The sequence below is a fragment of the Rhizobium grahamii CCGE 502 genome, assembly GCF_000298315.2.
Lineage (GTDB): Bacteria > Pseudomonadota > Alphaproteobacteria > Rhizobiales > Rhizobiaceae > Rhizobium > Rhizobium grahamii.
Genome location: NZ_AEYE02000038.1, coordinates 304,197 through 326,209 on the forward strand (window position 1 = coordinate 304,197; position 22,013 = coordinate 326,209).

Consider the following 22,013-nt stretch of genomic DNA (forward strand, 5'->3'; position numbering starts at 1 on the left):
TGGGGACATCATCCGCGACGCTTGACGATCGCCGTCACCAGATCGTGCGCTTCAGCAATGGCCTCCGCAGCCGTCTTCTGCCCTTGCAGCGCCTTCTGAACTTCGGTGCCAATCGCCTGCGTTACCTCGGTGAAGTCTGGCGTGACAAAACTCTCATAGGGGTGTTGCGCCTGCTCAAGCACCACCTTTGCGATCGGCAGTGCCGCCTGGACTTCTGGATCGCCCAGGACAGACAGTCGGGACGGCAACCACCCGGTATCGAGCGCCTGACGCTTCTGAATTTCTTTTGACATAAAGAACTCAACCAGCTTTCGGGCCTTGTCCGGATGTTGGCTGGCATTGCTAATCGTCCAGGCGTCCGTGCCGTCGATCGAGGCGGAACCTGCAGGGCCCGCAGGAAGTATCGTAGCGCCCATCTTTCCGACGATGTTCGACTGTTTGGGATCCTGCGCCGTCGCCCACATAAATGGCCAGTTCATCATCATCGACGCGCGACCGGATGAGAAGACGTTGGTGGCGTCATTGATCCCGGCGTAGGAGATCGAACCCGGCTCGGTTCCGGCCGCCTTCAGATCGACCATCATCTGGAGAGCATCGACGCCGGCATCACTTTTAAAGACCGGCATGCCGTCTTCGCCGTACATCGTACCGCCAGCCTGCTGCAGAAATGCCATCCAGTAGCTCGCGGCCCCGCCGATGCCGGCCGCCTCCGCATAGTTCGAGACGTAGCCAAAACGTCCGTCGCGGGTCAACTCTTTCGTAAATCGCTTGAAGTCGTCCCAATTTTTTGGGGGCTCCTTGATACCAGCCTGTTCAAGATGCTCTTTGTTATAGAAGAGATTGAGCAGCGACAGCGTGAAGACTGTTCCATAGCGCTTGCCCTTCCATGTGACCGTCTTGAAACTTGACTCCGGAAGGTCGGCGATCAATTCGGCCGGAAGATCGTCGACGAAAGGATAGAGGAAGCTTTCGAACTCGGGGACCCACGCGCACATGTACATGATATCCCAAGGTGCGGATCCCGATGCAAAAGCAGTTGCCATCCGGTCATGAAGTTGCGGCCACGCCAGCATCTCATAGTTTACGGATGTCGTATTTGCCGCTTTCCACGCTTCAAACGCCGCCTCAGCAAACTTGGCCGCTCCGGGAGGAGCGGGATCTGGCGGTAGCGGGCCGAACACAGAAAGTTCAGCGTCTTGCGCCTGCGCGTAGCGGCCGAAAAGACTACTGGCCGTCGCCGCAGCAGCAGCGGCTCCGGTAGTCTTCAGAAGGTGACGACGAGAAATGATCGATTGCATTGGTTGAACCCCTTTTTTTGTTGAATTTCGGGCCGGGAAGAGAATCTTTTGGTATTGAGCGCGCTCCAAGGCTGACTGAACGCTTACGCGCAGACAGCGACAGCCCACAGACTCTCCTGAACAGTTTCATGCTCCGCTCCACCATCACTGGCCTCCCCCAGTTGCCAACATATGATATGCACGTTCGCGTGCAGTCAAGTCTAAAAATGCGCGATAACGTGCGATACAACTTCGTCGGATCTTATCGACGCGCGCACTCGCAAAAATCGATTGATGGATGTAGGACCTTCATGTTTGGGGTTAGCAGCGAGCGAGTGGACTTAGATCAGACCAGGGACATTTTGCCGAAATGCCGTGGGTCGGGTAATGTCCAATACACTTTGACAAGCTCCGCTCGCGGGAAGGAAAAATAGGGGTCAACGTTTCTCGTATGCCGGCTGGCCCATCGCCGTTAGTTTGGCCCCTCGAACGCCTCTCGTCGGGAATAATTATGCCTGCGCCGAACAAGATTGCCAGGCGATCGAAAAGAGGATGATGTGCCGATCTGCTGCAGGTTGTCGTAAATTGATGCACGACCTCGTGCAGCCGGTCTCAATATGCATCATACTCGAAAGACTAGATATCCGTTGCCGCGTCCTGAGCGCACCCCGTGCGTGATTCGCCCCCCAACTGCCCCCCGCGTTTGCGGTGATTAGCTGGAGGGCTGGTATTCGTACAGCTCATTCAACGTGGCGAATGTCAGATCGGCTGATTGCTCGGGAGCAGCACCAGGTCGCGGATCGTGACGTGTCGAGGGCGCGACAACATGAAGGTAATCGCGTCAGCGACGTCTTCTGCTCGCACGCCTTCACCCAGTCGGACTTTTTCTGCTATTTGTTCTTCGTCCGTGTAGCCGGTAAGTTTTGTCAGAACGATACCTGGAGCAACAGCCCCCACACGAATGTTTTGCTGCCCAACTTGCCGGCGCAGGCCGTGTATGAAAGCCTGAATGGCGTGCTTCGACGCACTGTAAACTGGCTCGTGGTGGATCGCCGTATGTCCCGAAACGGAGCTAAGTGCGATAATATCACCGGCCTGTTGTGCCACCATGCTTGGGAGCACGCGGCGGATTGTCCGAAAGACGCTGTTGACGTTCAGTCCGATAAGTCTGTCCCATATTTCGGGATCATCATCCGGTACATAGCCCTGATGGAACATCCCGGCGCTGGCCACTAAAACATCAATTCGGCCAAAAGTCCTGAGGTGGTGGTCGACTACCTTTTCGACCATTCCGTCTTCACACAGGTCGGCGGCCACGATCGAGGCCCGGCCCGAAAACTCTTCAACGAGCTTCGAATACTCAGTGTCCAGGCGGGCGGTCAGGGCAAGCTGAGCGCCCTGCGCAGCCAATGCACGCGCTGTCGCCAGTCCGATGCCGGAGCTCGCTCCAGTGATCAGAGCGACTTTGTCTTTAAAGGGGTAAACCATCTCAATCCTCCAGAATGATGGAACTTGTGGTCGGCAACATGCAAAAGAGCGAGCCCCCTGCATGTTACCGCTAAGCGTTGACCCAGGTTCGCTCACCCGATCAAGGGGAGAGCGTACAGACCCAAGTCCCGGGGTCCGTTCAAACCGGGGACCGGGGCCTAATGTCGAATTGACTTCACCTTATCCATGAACGCCTTCACACGGGCCGGATCGACGGCATTTTCGAACACACCATCAATCTTGAACGTGGATCCTACAACCGCGCCATCGGAGACCGATAGCTGGCGCTCCACGTTCTCGAGCCTGCAACCGGTGTTGCACAGCACGACGGTACCGGGAACTGCGGCTTTGACGCTCGACAAGATCTGCGTATCGGTTTCGGCGCCAGCGGTTAGACCTGAGACACAAAGCGCGTCCGGGCGATTGTTGAACACCGTGGACTTTGCAATATCGACGATGTTTCGGTTGCCGAGATAGGAGGCGGCTTCGGGAACAATGTTGTAAAGCAACTTCAAGTCCGGGGCGAGACGCATCTTGTGGCGTACGGTTTCGCCGACATTGGTATTCCAGAGGCCGAAATCACTCGCATAGACGCCGCTGATGATTTCGCGGATGAACAGTGCACCGGTCGCGGCGGCCAGATCAATCGAGGCGATGGGGTCCCAAAGGACGTTGACGCCAAAGGGGATCTTGATCGATGGCATCACCTCGCCAATCACACGCGCCATGGCGGCAGTGGTCTCCGGGCGCACTTTCGTCAGATAGGGAAGGCTGAATTCGTTTGAGAACATGACCGCATCGACGCCACCGTCCTGAAGGTGCGTAAGGTCGGCAAGAGCTTTGTCGATAACCTTTTTCATGCCCCCGGCCGTATCATAGGCTGGATCGCCAGGCAGTGCCTGGAGGTGGCACATGGCGATGACGGGTTTATCGACGTGGAAGATTTCTTTGGGCCATTGCATCGGATTTTCCTCTTTGTGTTGCTGATTGATGGTCTTCAGTAAGATGACGAGTCGTGTCTGCGGAACGGGCCGCCTCCGCAGGAATTCAGTTCAACGCTGATTTCTCGTCGGGGCCCCGGGTGCTGTCGCGCCTGTCTGGCGTTGGCTCTTCGATCTCGCCAAGAAAGTCTGCGATGAGCTCGGCTGTTCGCCCGGCATAGCTGGGTTTGGCGTAAACGTCGTCCTTCCGCGGCGCCTTTTCAAACCGGGAGCCCGGGATCAACCGATGGAGTTTTTCGGCGAGCGTGAAGGGATGGATGTCGTCCGCGTCGACGCCGATGATGAGCGTCGGAACCTTGATTGCCGCAAGTTGCTCGGTAGACAATTCCACACCGTCTCCTGCGATGTCCGACAGCAGTTTCCCAAGCCATTCAGGCTGGTGTTCTCCGAGGTAATCGGTCAAAGTGCTGTAGTTGTCTGGGCTTGATCGTCTTATCCGAGCGGCAAGATCGCTCGAAATGAAGATCTCGAGAGCCTTCTTGCGCGGGTATCTCCGCAGCAGTTCGCTGACTGCCCGGATCGGCTCGAGATTGTCAGGAGATTTGTCCAGAAACCATGCGGGGCGCACCAGGATCAGGCCGCGCACACGCGAAGGGTTCCGGATCGCAAGCGCGAGCGCAAGCGCCGCGCCCATCGAGATGCCGCCCACAACAAAGCCGTCCGGGAACCGCCCAGCTGAGCATGCTTCGATGTCCTGATAGAAGGCCTCTATCGAAAAGGCGGGCGGCTGCGGGCAGGACGAGCCACCATGCCCGGCGCATTCGATCGTGGTCAGAGCGAACCGCTCATCGTCGGGGAAAATGCGCGCTACCTGGTGCGCGTCACCGCCGAGGCCGTGCTGGAACAATACGGGGAGCCCATGATTGCCGCGACTGACGACATTCAGGGATGCACCGCTGAGAGATCGAATGGAACTATTATTCGTCAAGTCGCAACCTTCTCTGCCTAGAGGTCGATGTGACGCCGGGTGCGGATACTCTCGTCGGCGGCAAGAACGACCCGGAGACTGTCCACCGCAGCTGTGAGGTCTGGCGTGTCAATCGCACCTGTTCGGATGGCGCCGAGAAACGCGCGCTGCTCAAGTTCGCAAAGTGCGTCATGATCAGGCTCGTCGGCCATCCTGATGATTTCGTCGGCGTGTTTCAGGGAATTGTCCGGATTGAGCGCAGAATTATGGATCCGCAGCGCGCTCGTTTTCACATGGTTTAGGATGTCCGAAGACGCGGTCGTTGATGCCCCCTCATTGGCGGCGTCACCCTGTTCACTCATCGTGATACTGACCGCACCTTTTGGCCCGACGACGTCTTTCACGAAGTAGGCGACTTCGCTCACCATCGGGCCCCAACCGACCTCGTACCAGCCGATCGAGCCATCATCGAAGGCCACCTGCAACTGACCGTAATTGTACTGGTCCTCGGCGATCTCATCTGTGAGCCGCGCGCCGATGCCATGGACGCGAACCGGCTTGGCTCCCGTCAGTTCGCACATAACGTCAATATAGTGGACGCCGCAGTCGACCAGCGGGGGCAGGGACTTCATCAGGTTTTTATGCCAGGTCCAAGAATGCCCAATTGATTGCTGATTGATGTTCATCCGCATGACCAGCGGTTTGCCCAGTTCTTTGCCGCGCCTAATGAGCTCGCGCCACGAGGGATGGACGCGGAGAATGTAGCCGATATAGAGAGTGCGCTGTGTTTCCTTGGCGACGGCGACCATGTATTCAGCCTCTTGAACACTCCGCGCCATCGGCTTTTCCACGAAGACATGGGCTCCGGCCCGCATTGCTTTGATCGCGAAATCGGCATGGGTGTCGGGATAAGTACTGATGATGACCGCGTCTGGCTTAAGCCCCTTCAGGGCCTCGTCGAAATCATTGAAGCGATCGACGGATGACAATGCAGGCGGCACTTCCACTGAAAGCACCGACCGGCTGCAAATACCGACCAGTTCAAAACCGTCGATTCGAGTGATAGCCGCAGCGTGCGAAATGCCCATATGGCCAAGACCGACGGCGAGAACACGAAGCGGTGCGCTTCCACAGTCAAGGTCGTCAGGCATCGGCGATTCCTTCAAGGGGTACTGGGTGTCTTGGTGTCCACAGTCTCTCCCGGCCGGAGCGCGCTTCGTACCGCTCGGCATGTCGTCGCATCGCTTCGACGAGACCGGCGTCGTTGCCGAAGATTTCGGAGATCTGGCTCGGATAGAGCCGTGCGGCCTCGATCCGAGCCGCAAGCTCCACGTCGATGAATTCAGGGACTGCCTGCTGCCAACCCGAGAGCTCGAGGCCGCGTTCGACTGTTATCGGGTATTCGGCCGGGAATTTCCCGAGCAGATAAGGGAATTCCTCGTAAAGCCTGAGCGTCTGGCGGCCGAGGCAGACATCTTTGGCGGCCGCAACCACCATGAGATGATCTGCATGACGGCTGATACCAATCGGCGCATAAACAATGTCGGGACACTCCTCAGCGATGATATGGCCAAGCCTGGCTGTAGCCGCCTCGACATGTTTTTGGTCGGCGAGCTTCAGTCCGGCAAATAGCTGCGGAATATCGCTATAGATCGGCTCCCCATTGTCATCCTTACGGTAGATCGCATCCAGGAAACCCTCGTGGCGGTAACGCGCACCAAGGAGCTCGGCGACGCGCAGGTCCTCCTTCCGGCGGATCGCGTAGGGGTGGTCGCCGCGGTTCCAGGCGCCATGAAACCGGCGCGCGAGTGGCGTAAGCGCGCCAGTCGCGTCGGCGGTGATGAAGGTCGAGATGATGACGTCGTCGCCAGCGCTCGTCAGCTTTCTGATAAGCCCGGCACAGCTGAATGGCGCATCGTCGAGATGCGGCGACAGAAAGAGATGACGCGTGGCGACCTTTCCCATCAATGGACCGGCTCCTTTGGCGGAAGAAGATCGCAGAGATATGCCGCGGTCGAGGCGGCTTCGCTCTCGTCGAAACCGTGGGCAATGATTGGACCCGAGAAGCCGCCTCGGACAAACAGGTTGAGGAGTTTGGGAAAGTCGATGAAGCCTGTCCCGGGCGCGCAAGGCTTGCCGTCGTTGCGCATATCCTGGGCATGAATGATCGACGTTGCATCCGCGAGGAGATCGTAGGCGCGAAGTAGGGTGTCGGATGCATAATCGCGTTTGCTCCATTCAACGAGGTTGAAAGGGTCGAACACGATCTTGACGCGGTTGCTGCCAACTTCGTCGAGGAGGCGCCGCGCACTCGCCGGCGAGGAAATGACATTGGATGGCTCAGGCTCAACACCAAGGACAACATCATGCGTCTCGGCAATTTCGATCAGGCGGTCGAGTTCGCCGCGGAACGCGCTCCAGGCTTCTTCGCCAGCGTTGTCGGGATGGATTTTCCACTTGTCCGTGGCATGGCGGGTCCCGGTGCAAAGCGTGATCGTCGAGTAGCCAAGTGCTCTGCTTGCTTCGGCGAGCACGCGGAAACTCTGTCTTCCCTCTTCGACAACCTTCGAGTCGGGGGCGATCATGTTGTATGTCCCGGAGATAACCGGAATGGTCACCTTGCTCGCGGCAAAGTCACGCCGCACGGTTTCGAGGTGACCATTGTCCACGACCGACGGCAAGGTATCGAGGCCGATGCTGGCCATGTTGAACTGCGTGCACTCATAGCCGGCAAGCGCGATTGCATCGGCAAGCCTCGCGCTTGTCTTGCGATCGAAGGTTTTGGCGAAGATTCCGAGGTGGATCAATTTGTCAGTCCATGTTTTAAAGTTGCCCGTGGGCGTCGTTTGATGCGATGAGCGGCAGAGCCGATAGCCATGCTTGGCGCTGTAAGGCGATATTCAAGTTTCGGGTCACCCTGCTAAGTTCAATCTTTCGATGTTTGCGAAGGGATGGCGAGCCGGATGACGCGCCATCCCCCCGGGAGGGCGAGCTGCTGGTACAGCCCGCGTTAGGCATCCGACTATGGCGCAGAATCCTTGACCCGGTTCCCATCATGACCGGGCGGCTCATCAAGCCTCTCAAGATCCTGAAGTGTGAGATAGCGACGCATTGCCGGCTGCTTCAAGACCGCTGAGGCAATCGCGGCCCCAAGTCGTGCTGAGCCGGCCCAGTCTTGTCCGCGGGATAATCCGAGCGCAAAGCCTGCGTTGAAACTGTCTCCCGCGCCAGTCGTATCCGGCCCCTCGACCGGAACACACTGGATCTCGACCGGGGCAGCGTTTGTGCTTGCGGAAACCAGGCAGCCTTTCGCGCCCATCTTCACGACCACCGCTCCGGCGAAGCTTTGCCGTAATTCCTCCAACGCCTCGATCACGTCCTCACCGCCGGTTAGGGCCAGTAGCTCCGCCTCATTTGGCAGAAAGCAGTGGCACTCCTGGATCACAGCAAGGAGCCTGTCGCGGACGGATCCTGACCAGCCGGCCTGGTCGGAGCCAGGGTCGAACAAGACGATGCTGCCATTCTGACGCGCTTGCCAGGCGAGCTCGGCTACGTCGGGCTGAAGGGCCGGGGTCGTGAAGAAGCCAGTAAGAAGCGTGATTGGCGCTGCCATCGCATCATCTGATAGATCCCTCTTGGAGAAGGTCTCCATATGACCAAGCGACGTAAGAAAAGACCGCTCCCTGTCAGCTGCCTCCAGCGCCACCGTGATGCTAGTCGGTTGCTCGACCGACGTGATGTCAGAAGTTTGCACCCCAACCGCGGCAAGCATCGAACGGATAACCGCACCGATCGGATCATTGCCTAATGAGCCGAACAGTCGAACTGGCGCTCCGGCTGCCGCCAGCACCATCCCGGTTATGCCGCCGCTGCCCCCGGGTCGGAAGCTGACGTCGTCGACGAACCGCTCTTCGCCGGGGGGAGGCAAGGCTGCCACCGGCCGCATTACCAGGTCGGCTTGAACATTCCCGATCACGGCAATCGCCTTGGAGGAGCAGCTCATGGCGATCACGCCGACTTGCGATGATCAGGCTCGGCACGAGCGGCGAGCAAATTGACGGACTCCACGATTTCGAGCGCCTTCAGGCCATCAAGCGCGGTCGGCTGAACCGGCTGGCCGTTGAGGATTGCTGCCGCAAAGGCTTCCACCTGCAACTTATAGGCGTCCGTATCGCCGAAGATCGGTTCCTCGTAGCTGGAGTTCTCGGCTCGGAAAATGCGAACCTTGCTGGCTGCGCGTGAGAACGGAAAAGGGATCTCGGCGCTGATATGTCCCTTGCTGCCGTAGACCTGGAAGCCTTCAGTCCATTCGGCATGAACACTTGCCGTTACTTCGAAAGATGCAGCAGCACCGCCCTCCGTTGTTGCAATGCCGTGCCAGGAGTGATCGGCGCCGTCGACCGCCATAGTTGCTGCCGACACTGCAAAGTCGCCGAGAAGGAAGCGCATAAGATCAAAAGTATGGATCCCATGCGTCGCCAGAAGATGTGTCTTCCGGTTGGCAGCTTTGAGCGCCGTCTCGCGGCTTCGCACGTCTTGATCGACCAGCATGGCCGGAAACAAGGTTGCCTCGACGGGTGGACGCAGCTCCGACATCACGCGATACCAGCAACGCGCACTCAACATCCGGCCAATGTCGCCTGCGGCGATGACTTGCTGTGCGCGAGCAATGCCCGGATCAAACCGCTTCATGCTGCCGACCTGCAACTGGAGGCCGGTTTTGCCGAGAACGTCGATCAATGTTTCCGCTTCCGACGCGGTTACGGCGACCGGCTTTTCGACAAGAACATGCTTCCCGGCCTGGAGGGCGGCGATGGAGACCGGCACGTGGAACCGGTCAGGAATGGCAATCAGCACGGCGTCGAGGTCGGCGTTCAGAAATTCCTGCTGCTCCGTATAGGCGGGAACACCAAGCTGCATACCCGCGCCCTTCGCAAGCAGTGCACTTGGATCGAATACCGCAGCCAGCTCGACATTCTTTGCCTTTTGGACTGCAGGGAAATGCGCCGCCTGGGCAATACGGCCGCAGCCAACCACGCCGAGCTTCAACTTGTCTTTTGTCACTTCGCCTCTCCGGAACGATTGATCGAAATCTCGTTGCCACTATGAAGCATGCACGATAGTGTGCGGTCAAGCGATAAATGCACGATAGTGTGCATTATCTGGCAACGATAACCCTCTGCTCGAAACCCGGAGGATATCGCACAGTGATCGCAGCTAATGTCCGAAGCTGGGGGAGGCGTGTCTGCGGAATACGCAATCCGATTCCTAACGCAAGTGCGGCGGCTCGGTTGCCCAGTAGGCCCTGCGACGTATTACACTTCGACGATTTGGAGCTTTTTGCCGAAGGCCTTGCGCTGTCCCGCGTCGATCCGACTGTCGGTAATGATTTGCGAAAGCTCGTCTATACCGCAGACCCGGGCAAGGGACCGTTTCCCGAGCTTTGAACTATCGGCAACAAGCACGGCGCAATCGGCTGCGCGGATCATTGCCTGCTTCACCGGCACCTCGATGACGTTGACATTGCTCAAGCCAAGCTCTGCCTCCACGGCTTCGGCACCGATGAAAGCGATGTCGACGTGAATTTTACTGATGTAGTCGACCGTGTTGGGGCCGACGAGCGTATAGACGGTATCGACCTGTACGCCGCCCGTGACGTGCAAATTGATGTTACTGCATTCCGAGAGCAACATTGCGATCTGAAGATCGTTTGTGATCACGGTCAGGTTCTGCCTGGATTTGAGGCTATTTGCCACGTGCCATGTGGTCGAGCCGCTATCGACGAGTACAGTTTGACCATCCTTCACCAGGCCCGCCGCGTATTGTCCGAGCTGCCCTTTGACCGATGAGCGAAATTTTCGCCTTGGTTCATAAGGATAGTCAAACCCTTCCTTAGTCTCGATTGACAGGAAACCGCCCTGGGTACGGATGATAAGTCCCTCGGCTTCAAGACGAGCGAGATCACGACGGATCGTCGAGCTATCGACCCCAAACTCGTCCTCGATGATCTTCGAGGGAACGTAACCCGTCTTTTGAGCGCGCTCCACCATTTGGCGACGCCTCTCGGCCGCATTTGTCATTTTAGTCCTCGGATGCACATCGCACGTTTTCGTGTATCACACCCTCTTTGCTTAGCGGTGCGTCGTCAAGTCCGCAATCGAGAAGATGAAGGCTTGCCACACAATGCTTGTAAAAGACGGTCTATTCGGGTTGCCCGGCTCAGATTTAGTTTCCTCGCCACGCTGCTACTCGTTCGGCAAGGCGTACCGGAGTTTCGTTCAAACGGGATGGCTCGTTTCACCATAACCTTTTTCCAGCGCCATCTTGGCCAGTTCAGGACTGAGGCACTCATCAATCAGAAACTTCATCTCGTCTACCGCGACGGGGAACGCGACGATCCGTGAGGATGACCGATCCTTCGGGAAGGTCGGTGAAAGCACGCGGACGTCCACGCAAAGGATTGGCTTCCGCGTAGATCGTCGCGAGCCTAATCTTTTCTGCATTCAGGTTAGGCCACGTTTCGAGAATCCGTTCCGTCGAACCGCCTGCCGCTATGGACGCGGCAACATCATAGACAGGAATGCGGGTGCCGTGAATGACAGGCGTCCCGCCAAGGATGTCGGGCGATGATGCCACGGCTTCTCGGGCCGCGGCGAGGTCGTCCAACCGTTCGCTCAGGTGGGATCGACAATGTCGCGACAGTCCTCTTGGACCTCGCTGAAAAATCGACCCTTCCCAGCTCGCCGACTGTCCGACGCGGCAGAGCGTCCAGTCGTTCAACGTCTCGGTCATCTTCTGGAGCGGCTGGGACATGAGGATCGCGCGGAACCGATGCACGCGGCCCTGAGGGCGCGCGCCAGGATGGAGCTCGACCGACACGAGACGCGCGACCCGGATTTCACACCGGCGCCGCAGGAGCGCGACGATCGCTGGCACATGATTGTGCGCCGCTCGCCGGAGATCACGAATGATCCCCGCTCAGAACATTGTGGCGTGGGGGAGCATCGTTTCACGGGCGGATCAGCGTCAGGTCGAGCAGGATCTCATCATCTGCCGCGCACTCATCGATATCTTCAATGACCTAAATTAGTTGCGTTTTCGCGGCGGTACGGCGCTTAGTCTAATAAGCTTCATTTCCCAACGCCGCTTCCCTACTCGGAAGACATAGATTTTGTCCGAACAACCGCAGGCCCGATCGGACCAATCCTGGATCGGTTGCGAGAAGTTCTGGAACCTTTGCTTGGCAGGGCGCACTTCGACCAGAGCCCCGTCGCCCCCAAATTTCACTTCCGTGTCGAGGCGGAAGACGGAAGCGGCGTGCCCATTCGGCTCAAGGTCGAAAGCATGCACGCGAAATCGAAGCCTCCGATCCGTCGCAAGCTCTACTATTTCGGATGGATAACCCCTGGTTCACCGGCGAGGCAGGAATTCCGACCTTCTCCCGGGAGGAAATGTTGGCCACAAAGCTTCGGGCCCTCCTACAGCGCGACAAGGGCCGTGATCTCTATGATCTTGCCCATGCCATCGAGGTGTCCAACAAGCTTGATGCTGATCTGGTTGCCGACCTGTTTAGCCGCTATCTTCAATTTGCTGGTCAATCGATATCCCGCGCCCAGGCCGAGGAATGAATGTTCGCGAAGCTGGCGAACCCGCGGCTGCTGACAGATATGCGGCCACTACTTCCGCTCGCTCAGGCCGAAGCCTTGTCAGAGGACGCCATCAAGAAGCCCTGGTGGGTCTTCAAGGGAGTCTGGGAATGTCACATTGTCATATATTTTCCGCAGCGCATCTCCCCGGCTGCGCGCGCGGACTACGCCGAGGCTGCGGCGGGGCCGCCTCAGTCCCATCTCCGACGGGGCCCTGCTTATCGCTCTCTTTCCCACTCCAAGATGCCGCGCGTTGTCTTTCCTGCTCGCGTAGCCGGAGCGCTTTCGATGATCAGGATGTCACCGTTCACGCAATAGCTCCGTTGTTGTTCGGAGCCTACCCAGTTTTGATCGCCTGCAATGTCAATCTTCGTGATGAAATGATTGTTCTCCAGCCGATATTTCCCGGAGTACGTATACAAGCTTCGGAACGCGGCACTCTCCCCGTGGACGCCTTCAGCCGGATTGCGATCTTCAGCGGTGATGAGAACGAATATGCGATCCGATGATGAGAAGAAGACATAGCCGACGGGGTGCTGTCCGAACGGCGAGAACTCTTGTTCCTTTGTGTCCACGTCTTCCATCACCCACCGCTTAAGCTTCCACGTGCCGGTGAGCGATCGAGCACCAGTCAAATCAGGGTCAGCATTTGAATGTCCTGCCATTATGAAGCTCCCTTCGATCTGGCGCGGCTAGAAGAGTGTCTGGCCAGTGGGCTGCAAAGCTAGAGCGCGTTTTTCGCGTTGCCCAATATCAAATCCATCTGCCGCTATGCCAAACGGATATCCTTTCCAATGATAGACACATGATCTTAGCGCCAAATGGTTCTTTGCCTGTTACGCGCGCCATGACGTAGGACGCCTTACCTGCGGTGCTCCTGTCATTCTTTCCTACACCGGAGGTGGCTTGTTCGCTTCGGAACCCTTCGGGAGTTGCCGAGGATATCGTCTTCGTGTGGTGTGGTCGCTTATAACATCAACGGAAGCCCTGTTGCCACGAGGGGCGAAGTTCGGGCCAGCCCCACACACTCTGTCGGATGATGTCGCGTCCCGGACAAACCGGATCTGACCGCTGCAGTACTGTTGCCTTCTAACCAAGTCAAAGAGCTCAAACGAGGGAACAAGCTCTCTTGGCACAAGAGTTGCTCCTTTCATGCAAGATTGAGAGCACCGACGCGCAAAATAGCTACGCGGAGACGCACAAGGCCGGGGAGTTCGAGAAGACGGTCGCCGAAACCGGGGGCGAGGAAAGACGCCTTCACCTCATTTGACTACACCGCCTTCTACCAGACGGTAGCCCCTGAAGCTTTGGGGATTATGATGGAGTTCGAAGCCGACCGGGTGAGACACATCGTTGTCGGGTCGGTGCTTTAGGGTCGGTTTTCTTGCTGGTTCAGATCCCCGAACTTGCACGAGCCCTGGCTTGGGCGTGATGAAGCATGGACAGGCGGCTATTGCGTGGCCCGCCAGTTAGCATCTGTCGTCGGGCAGGAGACGCAAGAAGGCAACATGAAGGCGGAGACAGCTGGCTTACTGGGTATTCTCAGCTGGAGAGCACCTAGCGAAAGCCGTGCTTCCTCGTTCGACAGGACGGCTCCAGACAGGAGCTAAACCGATGGGAGAAATGAGTATGGAACTCAATTGCAACGCAGATGCGCTGAACGCCTTGCAGTCGCCCGAAGAGGCGATTGACGAAAGTAAGCGCGAGCGCACGGTGGCGGCAGATTTTAGCCTTGGGAATGGTATGCAAGTGGTCGTGATCCCAGATCATAGCATGCCAATCGTCACTCACATGGTTTGGTATAAAGCAGGAGCCGCCGACGAGCCTCCGGGAAAGTCTGGTATAGCCCACTTTCTGGAACACCTCATGTTTAAGGGCACAAGGAGGCACAAACCAGGGGCATTTCGCAAGGCGGTCGCCGAATTCGGGGGCAGGGACAACGCCTTCACGTCGTTTGACTACACCGCCTTCTTTCAGACGATACCCCCGGAAGCCCTGGGAACCATGATGGAGTTCGAAGCCGATCGAATGAGGCATATCGAATTGAGCGAAACCGCAGTTGCGACAGAACGCGATGTCATTCTCGAAGAACGGCGCTGGCGCGTCGACGATAGTCCAAGCGCTCGCCTGGACGAGGCACTGCGGGCGACCCTTTATCAGAACCATCCGTATGGCACCCCGGTCCTCGGGTGGATGCATGAGATGAAGCAGCTCGATCGCGCAGATGCCCTCGCATTCTACGACCGTTTTTACTGGCCAAACAACGCGGTGCTTGTCGTGGTGGGCGACGCGGACGTCGAGACAGTACGAGCTCTCGCAGAGAAGACCTACGGCCTCATACCGCGTGGCCCAGACGTTCTGGGCCGAAACAGGCCCCAGGAACCGAAGCAGGATACCAGTCGCACGGTCGTCCTGAAGGATCCGCGCGTATCTGTACCACAACTGACAATCTCGTGGGTGACGACATCATACACGGGCGCGGATCATGGCGAAGCCGTGGCCCTCAGTCTGCTGGCGGACATCCTCGGCGGGGGACAGCACAGCAGGCTTTACAAGGAGCTGGTGGTTCAACGGGGGATAGCCACCAAAGCTTCTGCCGCCTTCGAAGGCCGAGCGCTCGACCGGTCTAGGTTCCGGGTGCACGGGTCACCACAGGCCGACGCTACCATCGCCGACGTACATCGGGGCATCAACGAGGCGATCGAGAACATCAAAACTTCAGGCGTCACTGATGAGGCACTCGATAGATCGAGGCGCCGCTTAATTCGCGGAATGATATTTGAGTGCGATCAGACGCAACAGCTTGCAATAATATACGGCAGGGCCCTTGCGACCGGCAGCACTGTGGAACATCTGCACGCGTGGCCACGGAGGATCCAGGGCGTAATGCCGGCAGACGTGCAGTCGGTGGCCAAAAAATACCTTAATCCCGACCGCTCGGTCGTGGGGTACCTCGCACCGCATCAAGCTGAAGTGGGAGCTAATTCATGATGACTCTCAAACACGCGCTCATGGAGTGCTGCACACCCCTACGAACGCTCAAAAACTGCAACGTCTCACCCTCGGAGCCAGGACGTCATCTTATACAACAACTTCAAGCCGGCCGCGGAGTAAGAGCTTGGCTATGGGAGGATTATACGCTTCCAGTCATCGCACTCGCGTTCTCGTTTAAGGGTGGGTCCGTGCAGGATTCATTCGGGAAGGAAGGGGAGGTCGCATTGATGACGCGCTTGCTCGAAGAAGGGGCCGGGGATCTTGCGGCTGAAGTATATAGGGAACGGCTGGATGCGGCTGATGCCGAAATGAACTTCTACGCAAAGGGCGACACCGTCTATGGGTACCTGAAAGTGCTCGCCGACCGAAAGGATACCGCGTTCGATCTACTCAGACTGGCCCTTATGCAGCCAAGATTCGATCAAGCTTCAGTGGAGCGCATCCGCACCAAGTTCCTCACCGACATCAAAGCGGACGCCAATGACCCGCATGCAGCTGCTCGTACTGCATGGAGGAAGACCCTGTACGGCGATCACCAGTATTCGAGGCAACCGGAAGGAACCGAGACGACGATAGCGGCGATCACGCGTAAAGATCTTCAGATCGTTCACCAAAAGCTCGTGGCTCGTGGTAAGCTTGAAGTCGCGGTGGCCGGGGCGATTGATTCCGAGACGCTCACGGACGATTTAGAGCGGATATTTGGTGACTTACCGCCCGAGCCTGAACTAGTGCCCATAGCGGATATCAACCCCTTACTTGCGCAGCAGGTACAAATCTCCTATCCCCTCCCCAAGACGGAGTTGCGTCTAGCCTACCGCGGCATCGGTATCACGGATCCCTATTATTTTGCCGCCCAGTTGATGAACCATATCCTCGGTAGCTCGTCCACGTCGCGACTTTACAAAGAAGTACGCGAAAAACGCGGTCTGTCTTACTCGGTAAGTTCCAGCCTTGTGAACCGTCATCACAGCTCAAAGCTTCTTGTCCGCTGCGCTGGCACTCGTCCAGATCGCGCCGCTGAAGCTCTCTCGACCATTCGAGCCGAAATTCGGCGGGTTGCGGAGGAAGGCGTCACTGAAGAGGAGCTTGAAATAGCAAAGAAGAACCTCATTGGTGGTTACGCCATCCGAAGATTGGGATCGGCCGAGGCGATTGTCAGCACTCTACTCGAAAGTCAGGAGCGAGGTGAAGACACCAAATTTTTTGAACGCCAGTCGCAATCGATCCAAGCCGTAACCACGCATGGCGTGCTGTCTGTCGCGGAGAGGCTGTTCGACCACGATCCAACAGTGATGGTGGTGGGACAATCCATTGGAGGGGGGTGAGCTTACTCAGTCCGCGGACCTCTCGTTGCGGCTGGTCTCATCCCGTAGTTCCTGCGGGGCTCCAAGTTCCGCGCTGGTGGCGAAAATTCGAGGTAGCTACGGAGCAGCAATGCCAAGCGGCGGTCAATGGGGCAACTTAGGCGTGGCAACCTAGCTCAATTCGCCGAACTATCCGCGACAAGCGGCATTCGTTTGGCAAGAAGCATGCCCTCGCTTCGAGCCGTTTTTCGAATCCCGACAGCAACACCTACTGCGGGCGATCGTTACGAACTCATTCTGACCGAAAAAGCTCCTCTACGAATCGGCGCAAAAACGGAGACACCAATGAAGACTTCATACGCATCCGAAGCTTCGGCCAGGCCCGGAGCAAGCCGGATACGATCCGAGGCCGAGGCGTTGAAGATAGCTCGCAATTTAGCGGCCGATTTCGCTGCGACCGCCTCAGAACGCGATAGCAACCGCTGCTTGCCGTTTAAAGAGCTGGACCGGCTATCAGATTCGGGGCTTTTGGCAATCACAGTGCCGCGGAAGTTTGGGGGGCTTCAGGTTTCCAATGCCGTCTTAGCCGAGGTAACGGCCATACTGTCTGAGGCTGACAGCTCGATTGGCCAGATTCCACAAAACCATTTTTACATCCTGGAGGCCCTTCGCACGGACGGGAACGAGGGTCAGCAGTGCACTTTCTTTATGGAGGCTCTGGCGGGACGCCGGTTCGCAAACGCCCTTTCTGAGCGAGGCACTAAGACGGTTGGCCACTACAACACTCGCATCAGGCGCGACGAATACGGCTACCGCCTCAACGGCACAAAATATTATTCCACCGGTGTTATATTTGCAGACTGGATTGCTGTTTTTGCTCTCAACGAAAAAAAACAGTTGACTATGTCATTCGTCCCGAAGGGGGCAGAGGGGATATCGATATATGATGACTGGGACGGCTTTGGCCAGCGAACCACCGGAAGCGGTACAACCGTCTTTGATAATGTATTCGTCGATCCCAGTCGGGTAGTGCCGCACTATCGTGGTTTCGAGCGACCGTCTACGATCGGCTCCGTAGGCCAGATCATTCAAGCGGCAATTGATCTTGGTATTGCGCGGGCCGCGTTCGCGGACGTAGTCGAATTCGTTCGTCACAAAGCTCGCCCATGGATCGACAGCGGCGTCGAGCGGGCGTCCCAGGACCCACTGACCATTGTTCGAAGCGGCCAGCTTGCCATCCGCCTGGAAGCTGCCACCGCCCTTCTGGAGCATGCAGGTCGAAAAGTTGACGTGGCGCAGACCGTCCCGAGCCAAGAGAACGTTGTGGATGCCAGTCTAGCGGTTGCCGCCACGAAAGTCATGACAACCGAAATCGCCATCGAAGCCGCCGACACTCTGTTTGAATTAGCCGGCACGTCGGCAGTTAAAGCGGAATTAAATCTCGACCGTCATTGGCGAAACGCCCGCACCCATACATTGCACGATCCAGTGCGGTGGAAATATCACGCCGTCGGAAACTACCACTTGAACGGTGTAATTCCGCCCAGGAACGGTTCACTCTGATCCTTAAGTTCGGGCCCGGTTTTTTATGTCTTGGGAGCATGAGTGCCCGCGTTACGAACCGCCCGCATCATCGAACAAAAGCTTTTAACAATCCCGCTGAGAATTCTCACGTGCCACTTCGCAAACGAGAACGGATAATGCAGGGTTTTCGATCTGCCGGCGGCTTGCAACGACTTATCTCAGTCTTCTCAGCCGTCCGCACGCCCGAATAGTCGTATCCGAAAATGACGCCATTCGGCTCATAATGGATCGTTCAGACCGCTCTACGAGCCGGAAGCGGCCTCGCCTTCAACTTTCCATTTGCGACGGGCCCTGATGAATTGCCAAGCGGGGCTTCAGCGGGAAACCTGTCCTTCCGTTGCATGCCCCGCAGTCGGAATATCTGTCGCTATCTGTCAAAGATGATCATGTTGTCCATCAGTGGTTTTCTTGATTGGCACGGTCTTTGCTTTGTTGAACCAATAATACTGTGGGGCACAAACCTGAGTTCCTTCAGCTTCAGGCAGTCGCTACTAAGAGATCTGCGGATGCGAACATTCCGAGACGCGGGCGACGACTGGATAACAAGTCGCTCGATCGTCACGCCGCTTAATGAAGTCCAAGGGGGGGCATCGATGAGCGCCTTACGGAAGGCCTGACGGTTCCGCGATACCGCGTTAGGTGGACCGCCTAAACTGTTCGCACTCGTTCTGCAGAGTAGGATGGATGATGTGCCAGCACAAAGAACACTGGACCGTGAACGTTTTGGAGAGTGCCAGGAGGCCACGGACCTCATCCTTTTTGGCCGACCTGGCCGTACTAGGTGTCGCATTCGTTTGGGGCGCGAGCTATCCGGTCGCGAAAGGCGCACTACTCTACGCGCCGGTTTTGATCCTCATTCTTTATCGTTTCCTGATTACCACTATCGTTATGGCAGTGGCGGCAAGACATGAGATCGCATCGATCTGTTGGGGCGATTGCATCCGTGGCATCGTACTGGGAACAATACTTTTTTCGATTTTTATTACTGAAACTTACGGTATCGCATCAACAAGCGCCATGAACGCGGCCTTGATCATTTCGCTTTGTGTAATTTTCACGCCGATCATTGACTATGGGCTATCAGGGCGACTTCCACCTACGGGCATATTGGCAAGTGCTGCCATATCCTGCATTGGTGTCGGCATTCTCACTGGCGGGATCGGCAAGTCCAGTCCGGGTGACGCGCTCGTGCTTGGGGCTGCGATTCTACGAGCGATTATGGCCGTCTCCACCAAACGCCTTCTGGCCGGCCGGCAGATTTCGTCTGCGGCACTGACGGCCATCCAGGGATCCGCGGTGGCAACACTCACTTTCGTTTTGGCCGTCGCTCAATTCGGAATCCACGGCCTTATTGTGAACGCCACCCTTCAGTTTTGGGGCGCTGTCGCCTTCCTTTCACTCTTCTGCACCATCGCTGCATTCTATATCCAAAACGCCGCGGTCAGAAAATCGACGCCGACACGGGTCGGCTTTCTGATGGGAACAGAACCCTTTTTTGGTTTCGTCCTCGCGCACCTTCTCCTCACAGAATCATTGACCGCAGCGGGCTTCATAGGTGCCGGCCTCATCCTCGCGGGAACCTTTGCCGGCATCTTTTTTGAGAGCAGGACCTGACAATGAACCTCGTCTCGACTTCGATCAAACCATCTATTGGCGGCATTTTGAGTTTCGAAGATCTGGAGGCTTTTCCGGACCGAAACGCACCCGTTGCAACCATGTTCAGCGGCGGTCTCGACAGTACCTACCTTCTCTACAAGCTGCAAAGCCTAGGCTTTGCGAATATTGAAGCTGTCGCAGCGGATGTCGGAACGTCCATCGACAAGCCTTTGCTGGAACAGACGGCAGCAAGGTTCGGCGCGCGCTTTGTCTGCCTCGAAGGGCGGGAAGCTTTTGTCGAACAAGGCGTGAAGCCCGCCATTCGGGCCCACGCCAAGTACCTTGCCAACTATCCGTTAAGCAGTTCATTGAGCCGTCCCGTAATCGCCTCGTTGATTGTTGGTTATGCAACATCAATCGGCTCACGGCTGCTTCTTCATACAGCAAATCTTTCGCAGAATAGCCTTCCGCGCCTTAACAATAGCATCAAGCGCTCGGGATTTTCCGGTAACTTCGGCAGCCCTTATGAATGCTCGGTGATTTCCCGGCAGCAGAAGGCCGCCGCCCTCTCCGAGTTCGGATTGACTTTTGTGACGGACCGCACGTGGAGCGGGGACGAAAACCTCTGGTGCCGGGAATTCGAATCTGGACCTTTGGACGATCCCGAGAACTTTTCTATCCCGGAAGAGGCATTTGATTGGACGCGTAATATTTCCGCAGAGCAGCCGGTAGAAATCAAACTCGGGTTTGTCGACGGAAATCTCGTGTCAATTGATGACCGTGATGTTGCACTAATCGACGCAATCCCGCTCCTGAATAAAACAGTTGGTAAATTCGGACACGGCCGCTTTGTCGGGCTCGAACACATCTCAACCGGTGAAAAGGTTCTCGAAGTCCGCGAGGCCCCCGCTGCGGCCATCATCATGGACGCGCTACGGCACCTCGAAACCGCTTCCCTTAGCGTCGGATCAATCGTGTTGAAGCAAGGGCTTGAACAAGCCTGGTCCCAGGAGGCGGTTTCAGGTGCATGGGGCAGTACTATTCACAAGATGTGCGAACGGGGCATAGCGTCCGCACTCGAGGGCGTCAGCGGGAGCGTCAGCTACATAGTCGATAACACGCGGTTTTTACCTCGGTCCATCATAGCCAGAACGCCGAAATACATTACGGACCGCCACCTTTGGGAATACCAAGCCGCGAGCCGCCAACCGTCCTCTAACCTCCCCCTCGCCATTGCCAAGACGGGAGACACCCATGAAAAGGTCGCACACCAGGCGCTACGCAGCCTCAGTCAAGAATGCACTGGTCATCTGGCGACAAATGGATGGTGGTTTTCGAGAGGTGAGCGCACTGAAGCCGGCTTCGGCATCGAAATTGATGCTGGCTGGAACAACTTTGCTGACCATTGGAATCGCCTGCTTCTCGATGAATACATGCGTGACGGCGGGACTTATCGCTACCGGCGCTATGGCGCGTTTGAATATGACGCAGTGGAGGGAATTTTTCGGCTCCTGCCGCATGCCCCTTACGAGCAATCCAAAGCCGTCAACAACTTGAATGGCGGCTTCAAGCGCTACTTCGAGCCCTTTGAACAATCCTTTATAGATCATCCGGTATTAAACAAGATTCTGACAGGTTTGTGCGGAATTCTATGTGAAACCGCAGGACATGATCGTTGGAATATTAAGCTTCATCCCTACCGGATTGTTGCACGCGACGGTGTAAACGGTAAACCAGCACCCGAAGGCCTTCACCAGGACGGAGTGGATTTCATAGTCTCTTACATGATCGCGCGGGTTAACGTGACCGGCGGTATAAGCACGATTACTGAGGCCTCAAAGCGGTTCCTCGGCGATGTCGAAATGAACCTGCCAAATGATTTTGTGATCTGCAACGACCGCAAGATGTTTCACGATGTATCATCGATTGCGACCGAAAATCCGAAGCTGCCGTTCGCCTATCGTGACGTCATTGTCATCGCCTTCGAGAAGCTATGAATCAAGTCTTGAACTTAAGCACAAAAATCGGAGTAGCGAACGTTCGTGATGCCAAAAGCACCAAACCATTTTCAATGAGCTTGAAATTGAACGTGACATCCTCTCTGCTCTTCCTCGGGCATCGGCGGCATGACGGTCTCGCCCCCGCGGCAGGATTGTTAATGCAGCTGGTCGGCATAAAGGGTTGCCGATGTGCCTTCGCCTGCTCAGTTTTGTCAC

19 protein-coding genes and 2 pseudogenes are annotated in these 22,013 nt (G+C 56.8%); 9 read left to right on the forward strand and 12 right to left on the reverse strand.

The window, feature by feature from the left end; all coding sequences use genetic code 11:
* Positions 1–8: 8 nt before the first annotated feature.
* From RGCCGE502_RS33575 to RGCCGE502_RS39355, 11 genes are all read right to left on the reverse strand, one after another.
* Positions 9–1,298, reverse strand: a complete 1,290-nt coding sequence (locus tag RGCCGE502_RS33575; RefSeq protein WP_016558692.1) for an ABC transporter substrate-binding protein — start codon at positions 1,296–1,298, stop codon at positions 9–11.
* 738 nt (positions 1,299–2,036) lie between these two features.
* Positions 2,037–2,765, reverse strand: coding sequence for an SDR family oxidoreductase (locus tag RGCCGE502_RS33580; protein ID WP_016558693.1), 729 nt, complete (start codon positions 2,763–2,765; stop codon positions 2,037–2,039).
* 158 nt (positions 2,766–2,923) lie between these two features.
* Complete coding sequence (locus tag RGCCGE502_RS33585) at positions 2,924–3,727, reverse strand: BtpA/SgcQ family protein (protein ID WP_016558694.1); 804 nt, start codon at positions 3,725–3,727, stop codon at positions 2,924–2,926.
* 85 nt (positions 3,728–3,812) lie between these two features.
* On the reverse strand, positions 3,813–4,694 hold the full coding sequence (locus tag RGCCGE502_RS33590; protein ID WP_141652472.1) for an alpha/beta fold hydrolase: 882 nt from the start codon (positions 4,692–4,694) through the stop codon (positions 3,813–3,815).
* 17 nt (positions 4,695–4,711) lie between these two features.
* Entirely contained in the window at positions 4,712–5,824 is a 1,113-nt protein-coding gene (locus RGCCGE502_RS33595) for a Gfo/Idh/MocA family protein (RefSeq protein WP_016558697.1), read from the reverse strand.
* Positions 5,817–6,638: a PIG-L deacetylase family protein gene (locus RGCCGE502_RS33600; RefSeq protein ID WP_016558698.1), complete on the reverse strand. Its 822-nt coding sequence runs from the start codon at positions 6,636–6,638 to the stop codon at positions 5,817–5,819. The genes RGCCGE502_RS33595 and RGCCGE502_RS33600 overlap by 8 nt, the downstream gene beginning before the upstream one ends.
* Positions 6,638–7,480: a sugar phosphate isomerase/epimerase family protein gene (locus RGCCGE502_RS33605; protein WP_016558699.1), complete on the reverse strand. Its 843-nt coding sequence runs from the start codon at positions 7,478–7,480 to the stop codon at positions 6,638–6,640. Before RGCCGE502_RS33605 ends, RGCCGE502_RS33600 begins: the two co-directional genes overlap by 1 nt.
* A 215-nt stretch (positions 7,481–7,695) precedes the next feature.
* Positions 7,696–8,676: a carbohydrate kinase family protein gene (locus RGCCGE502_RS33610; protein WP_244441841.1), complete on the reverse strand. Its 981-nt coding sequence runs from the start codon at positions 8,674–8,676 to the stop codon at positions 7,696–7,698.
* 5 nt (positions 8,677–8,681) lie between these two features.
* Positions 8,682–9,737, reverse strand: coding sequence for a Gfo/Idh/MocA family protein (locus RGCCGE502_RS33615; RefSeq protein WP_016558701.1), 1,056 nt, complete (start codon positions 9,735–9,737; stop codon positions 8,682–8,684).
* A gap of 251 nt (positions 9,738–9,988) precedes the next feature.
* Positions 9,989–10,753 (reverse strand): DeoR/GlpR family DNA-binding transcription regulator, encoded by a 765-nt coding sequence (locus tag RGCCGE502_RS33620; RefSeq protein WP_019280648.1) that lies wholly within the window; start codon positions 10,751–10,753, stop codon positions 9,989–9,991.
* Positions 10,754–11,024: 271 nt separating this feature from the next.
* Positions 11,025–11,609, reverse strand: coding sequence for a DUF433 domain-containing protein (locus RGCCGE502_RS39355; RefSeq protein WP_016558703.1), 585 nt, complete (start codon positions 11,607–11,609; stop codon positions 11,025–11,027).
* Positions 11,610–11,640: 31 nt separating this feature from the next.
* On the opposite strand from RGCCGE502_RS39355, the gene RGCCGE502_RS38875 reads away from it, so the two are divergent.
* The 3 genes and pseudogenes from RGCCGE502_RS38875 to RGCCGE502_RS38625 all read left to right on the forward strand — a co-directional run bounded on the left by RGCCGE502_RS38875 (position 11,641) and on the right by RGCCGE502_RS38625 (position 12,301).
* Positions 11,641–11,763, forward strand: coding sequence for a hypothetical protein (locus tag RGCCGE502_RS38875; protein ID WP_280114314.1), 123 nt, complete (start codon positions 11,641–11,643; stop codon positions 11,761–11,763).
* Between the two features lie 116 nt (positions 11,764–11,879).
* A pseudogene (locus RGCCGE502_RS39415) lies at positions 11,880–11,960 on the forward strand (hypothetical protein); the annotation flags it as partial.
* 107 nt (positions 11,961–12,067) lie between these two features.
* Positions 12,068–12,301 carry a nucleotidyl transferase AbiEii/AbiGii toxin family protein gene (locus RGCCGE502_RS38625; RefSeq protein ID WP_071224943.1) on the forward strand — a complete coding sequence of 78 codons (234 nt, stop codon included), beginning with the start codon at positions 12,068–12,070 and terminating at the stop codon, positions 12,299–12,301.
* Between the two features lie 236 nt (positions 12,302–12,537).
* Here RGCCGE502_RS38625 and RGCCGE502_RS33635 read toward each other — a convergent pair whose 3' ends face one another.
* On the reverse strand, positions 12,538–12,984 hold the full coding sequence (locus RGCCGE502_RS33635) for a lipocalin-like domain-containing protein (RefSeq protein WP_040676203.1): 447 nt from the start codon (positions 12,982–12,984) through the stop codon (positions 12,538–12,540).
* A gap of 964 nt (positions 12,985–13,948) precedes the next feature.
* Between RGCCGE502_RS33635 and RGCCGE502_RS33640 the strand changes: the two genes are divergently transcribed.
* The 6 genes and pseudogenes from RGCCGE502_RS33640 (at position 13,949) to RGCCGE502_RS33665 (ending at position 21,794) form a co-directional block, all read left to right on the forward strand.
* Positions 13,949–15,310, forward strand: coding sequence for a M16 family metallopeptidase (locus RGCCGE502_RS33640; RefSeq protein ID WP_019280650.1), 1,362 nt, complete (start codon positions 13,949–13,951; stop codon positions 15,308–15,310).
* A gap of 230 nt (positions 15,311–15,540) precedes the next feature.
* Complete coding sequence (locus tag RGCCGE502_RS33645; RefSeq protein ID WP_176705748.1) at positions 15,541–16,638, forward strand: M16 family metallopeptidase; 1,098 nt, start codon at positions 15,541–15,543, stop codon at positions 16,636–16,638.
* Positions 16,639–16,962: 324 nt separating this feature from the next.
* Positions 16,963–18,180, forward strand: a complete 1,218-nt coding sequence (locus RGCCGE502_RS33650) for an SfnB family sulfur acquisition oxidoreductase (RefSeq protein WP_016558708.1) — start codon at positions 16,963–16,965, stop codon at positions 18,178–18,180.
* 62 nt (positions 18,181–18,242) lie between these two features.
* A pseudogene (locus RGCCGE502_RS36320) lies at positions 18,243–18,380 on the forward strand (DDE-type integrase/transposase/recombinase); the annotation flags it as partial.
* Between the two features lie 508 nt (positions 18,381–18,888).
* Entirely contained in the window at positions 18,889–19,815 is a 927-nt protein-coding gene (locus RGCCGE502_RS33660; protein ID WP_051158768.1) for a DMT family transporter, read from the forward strand.
* Between the two features lie 2 nt (positions 19,816–19,817).
* Positions 19,818–21,794 (forward strand): argininosuccinate synthase-related protein, encoded by a 1,977-nt coding sequence (locus RGCCGE502_RS33665; protein WP_016558710.1) that lies wholly within the window; start codon positions 19,818–19,820, stop codon positions 21,792–21,794.
* Positions 21,795–22,013 lie beyond the last annotated feature (219 nt).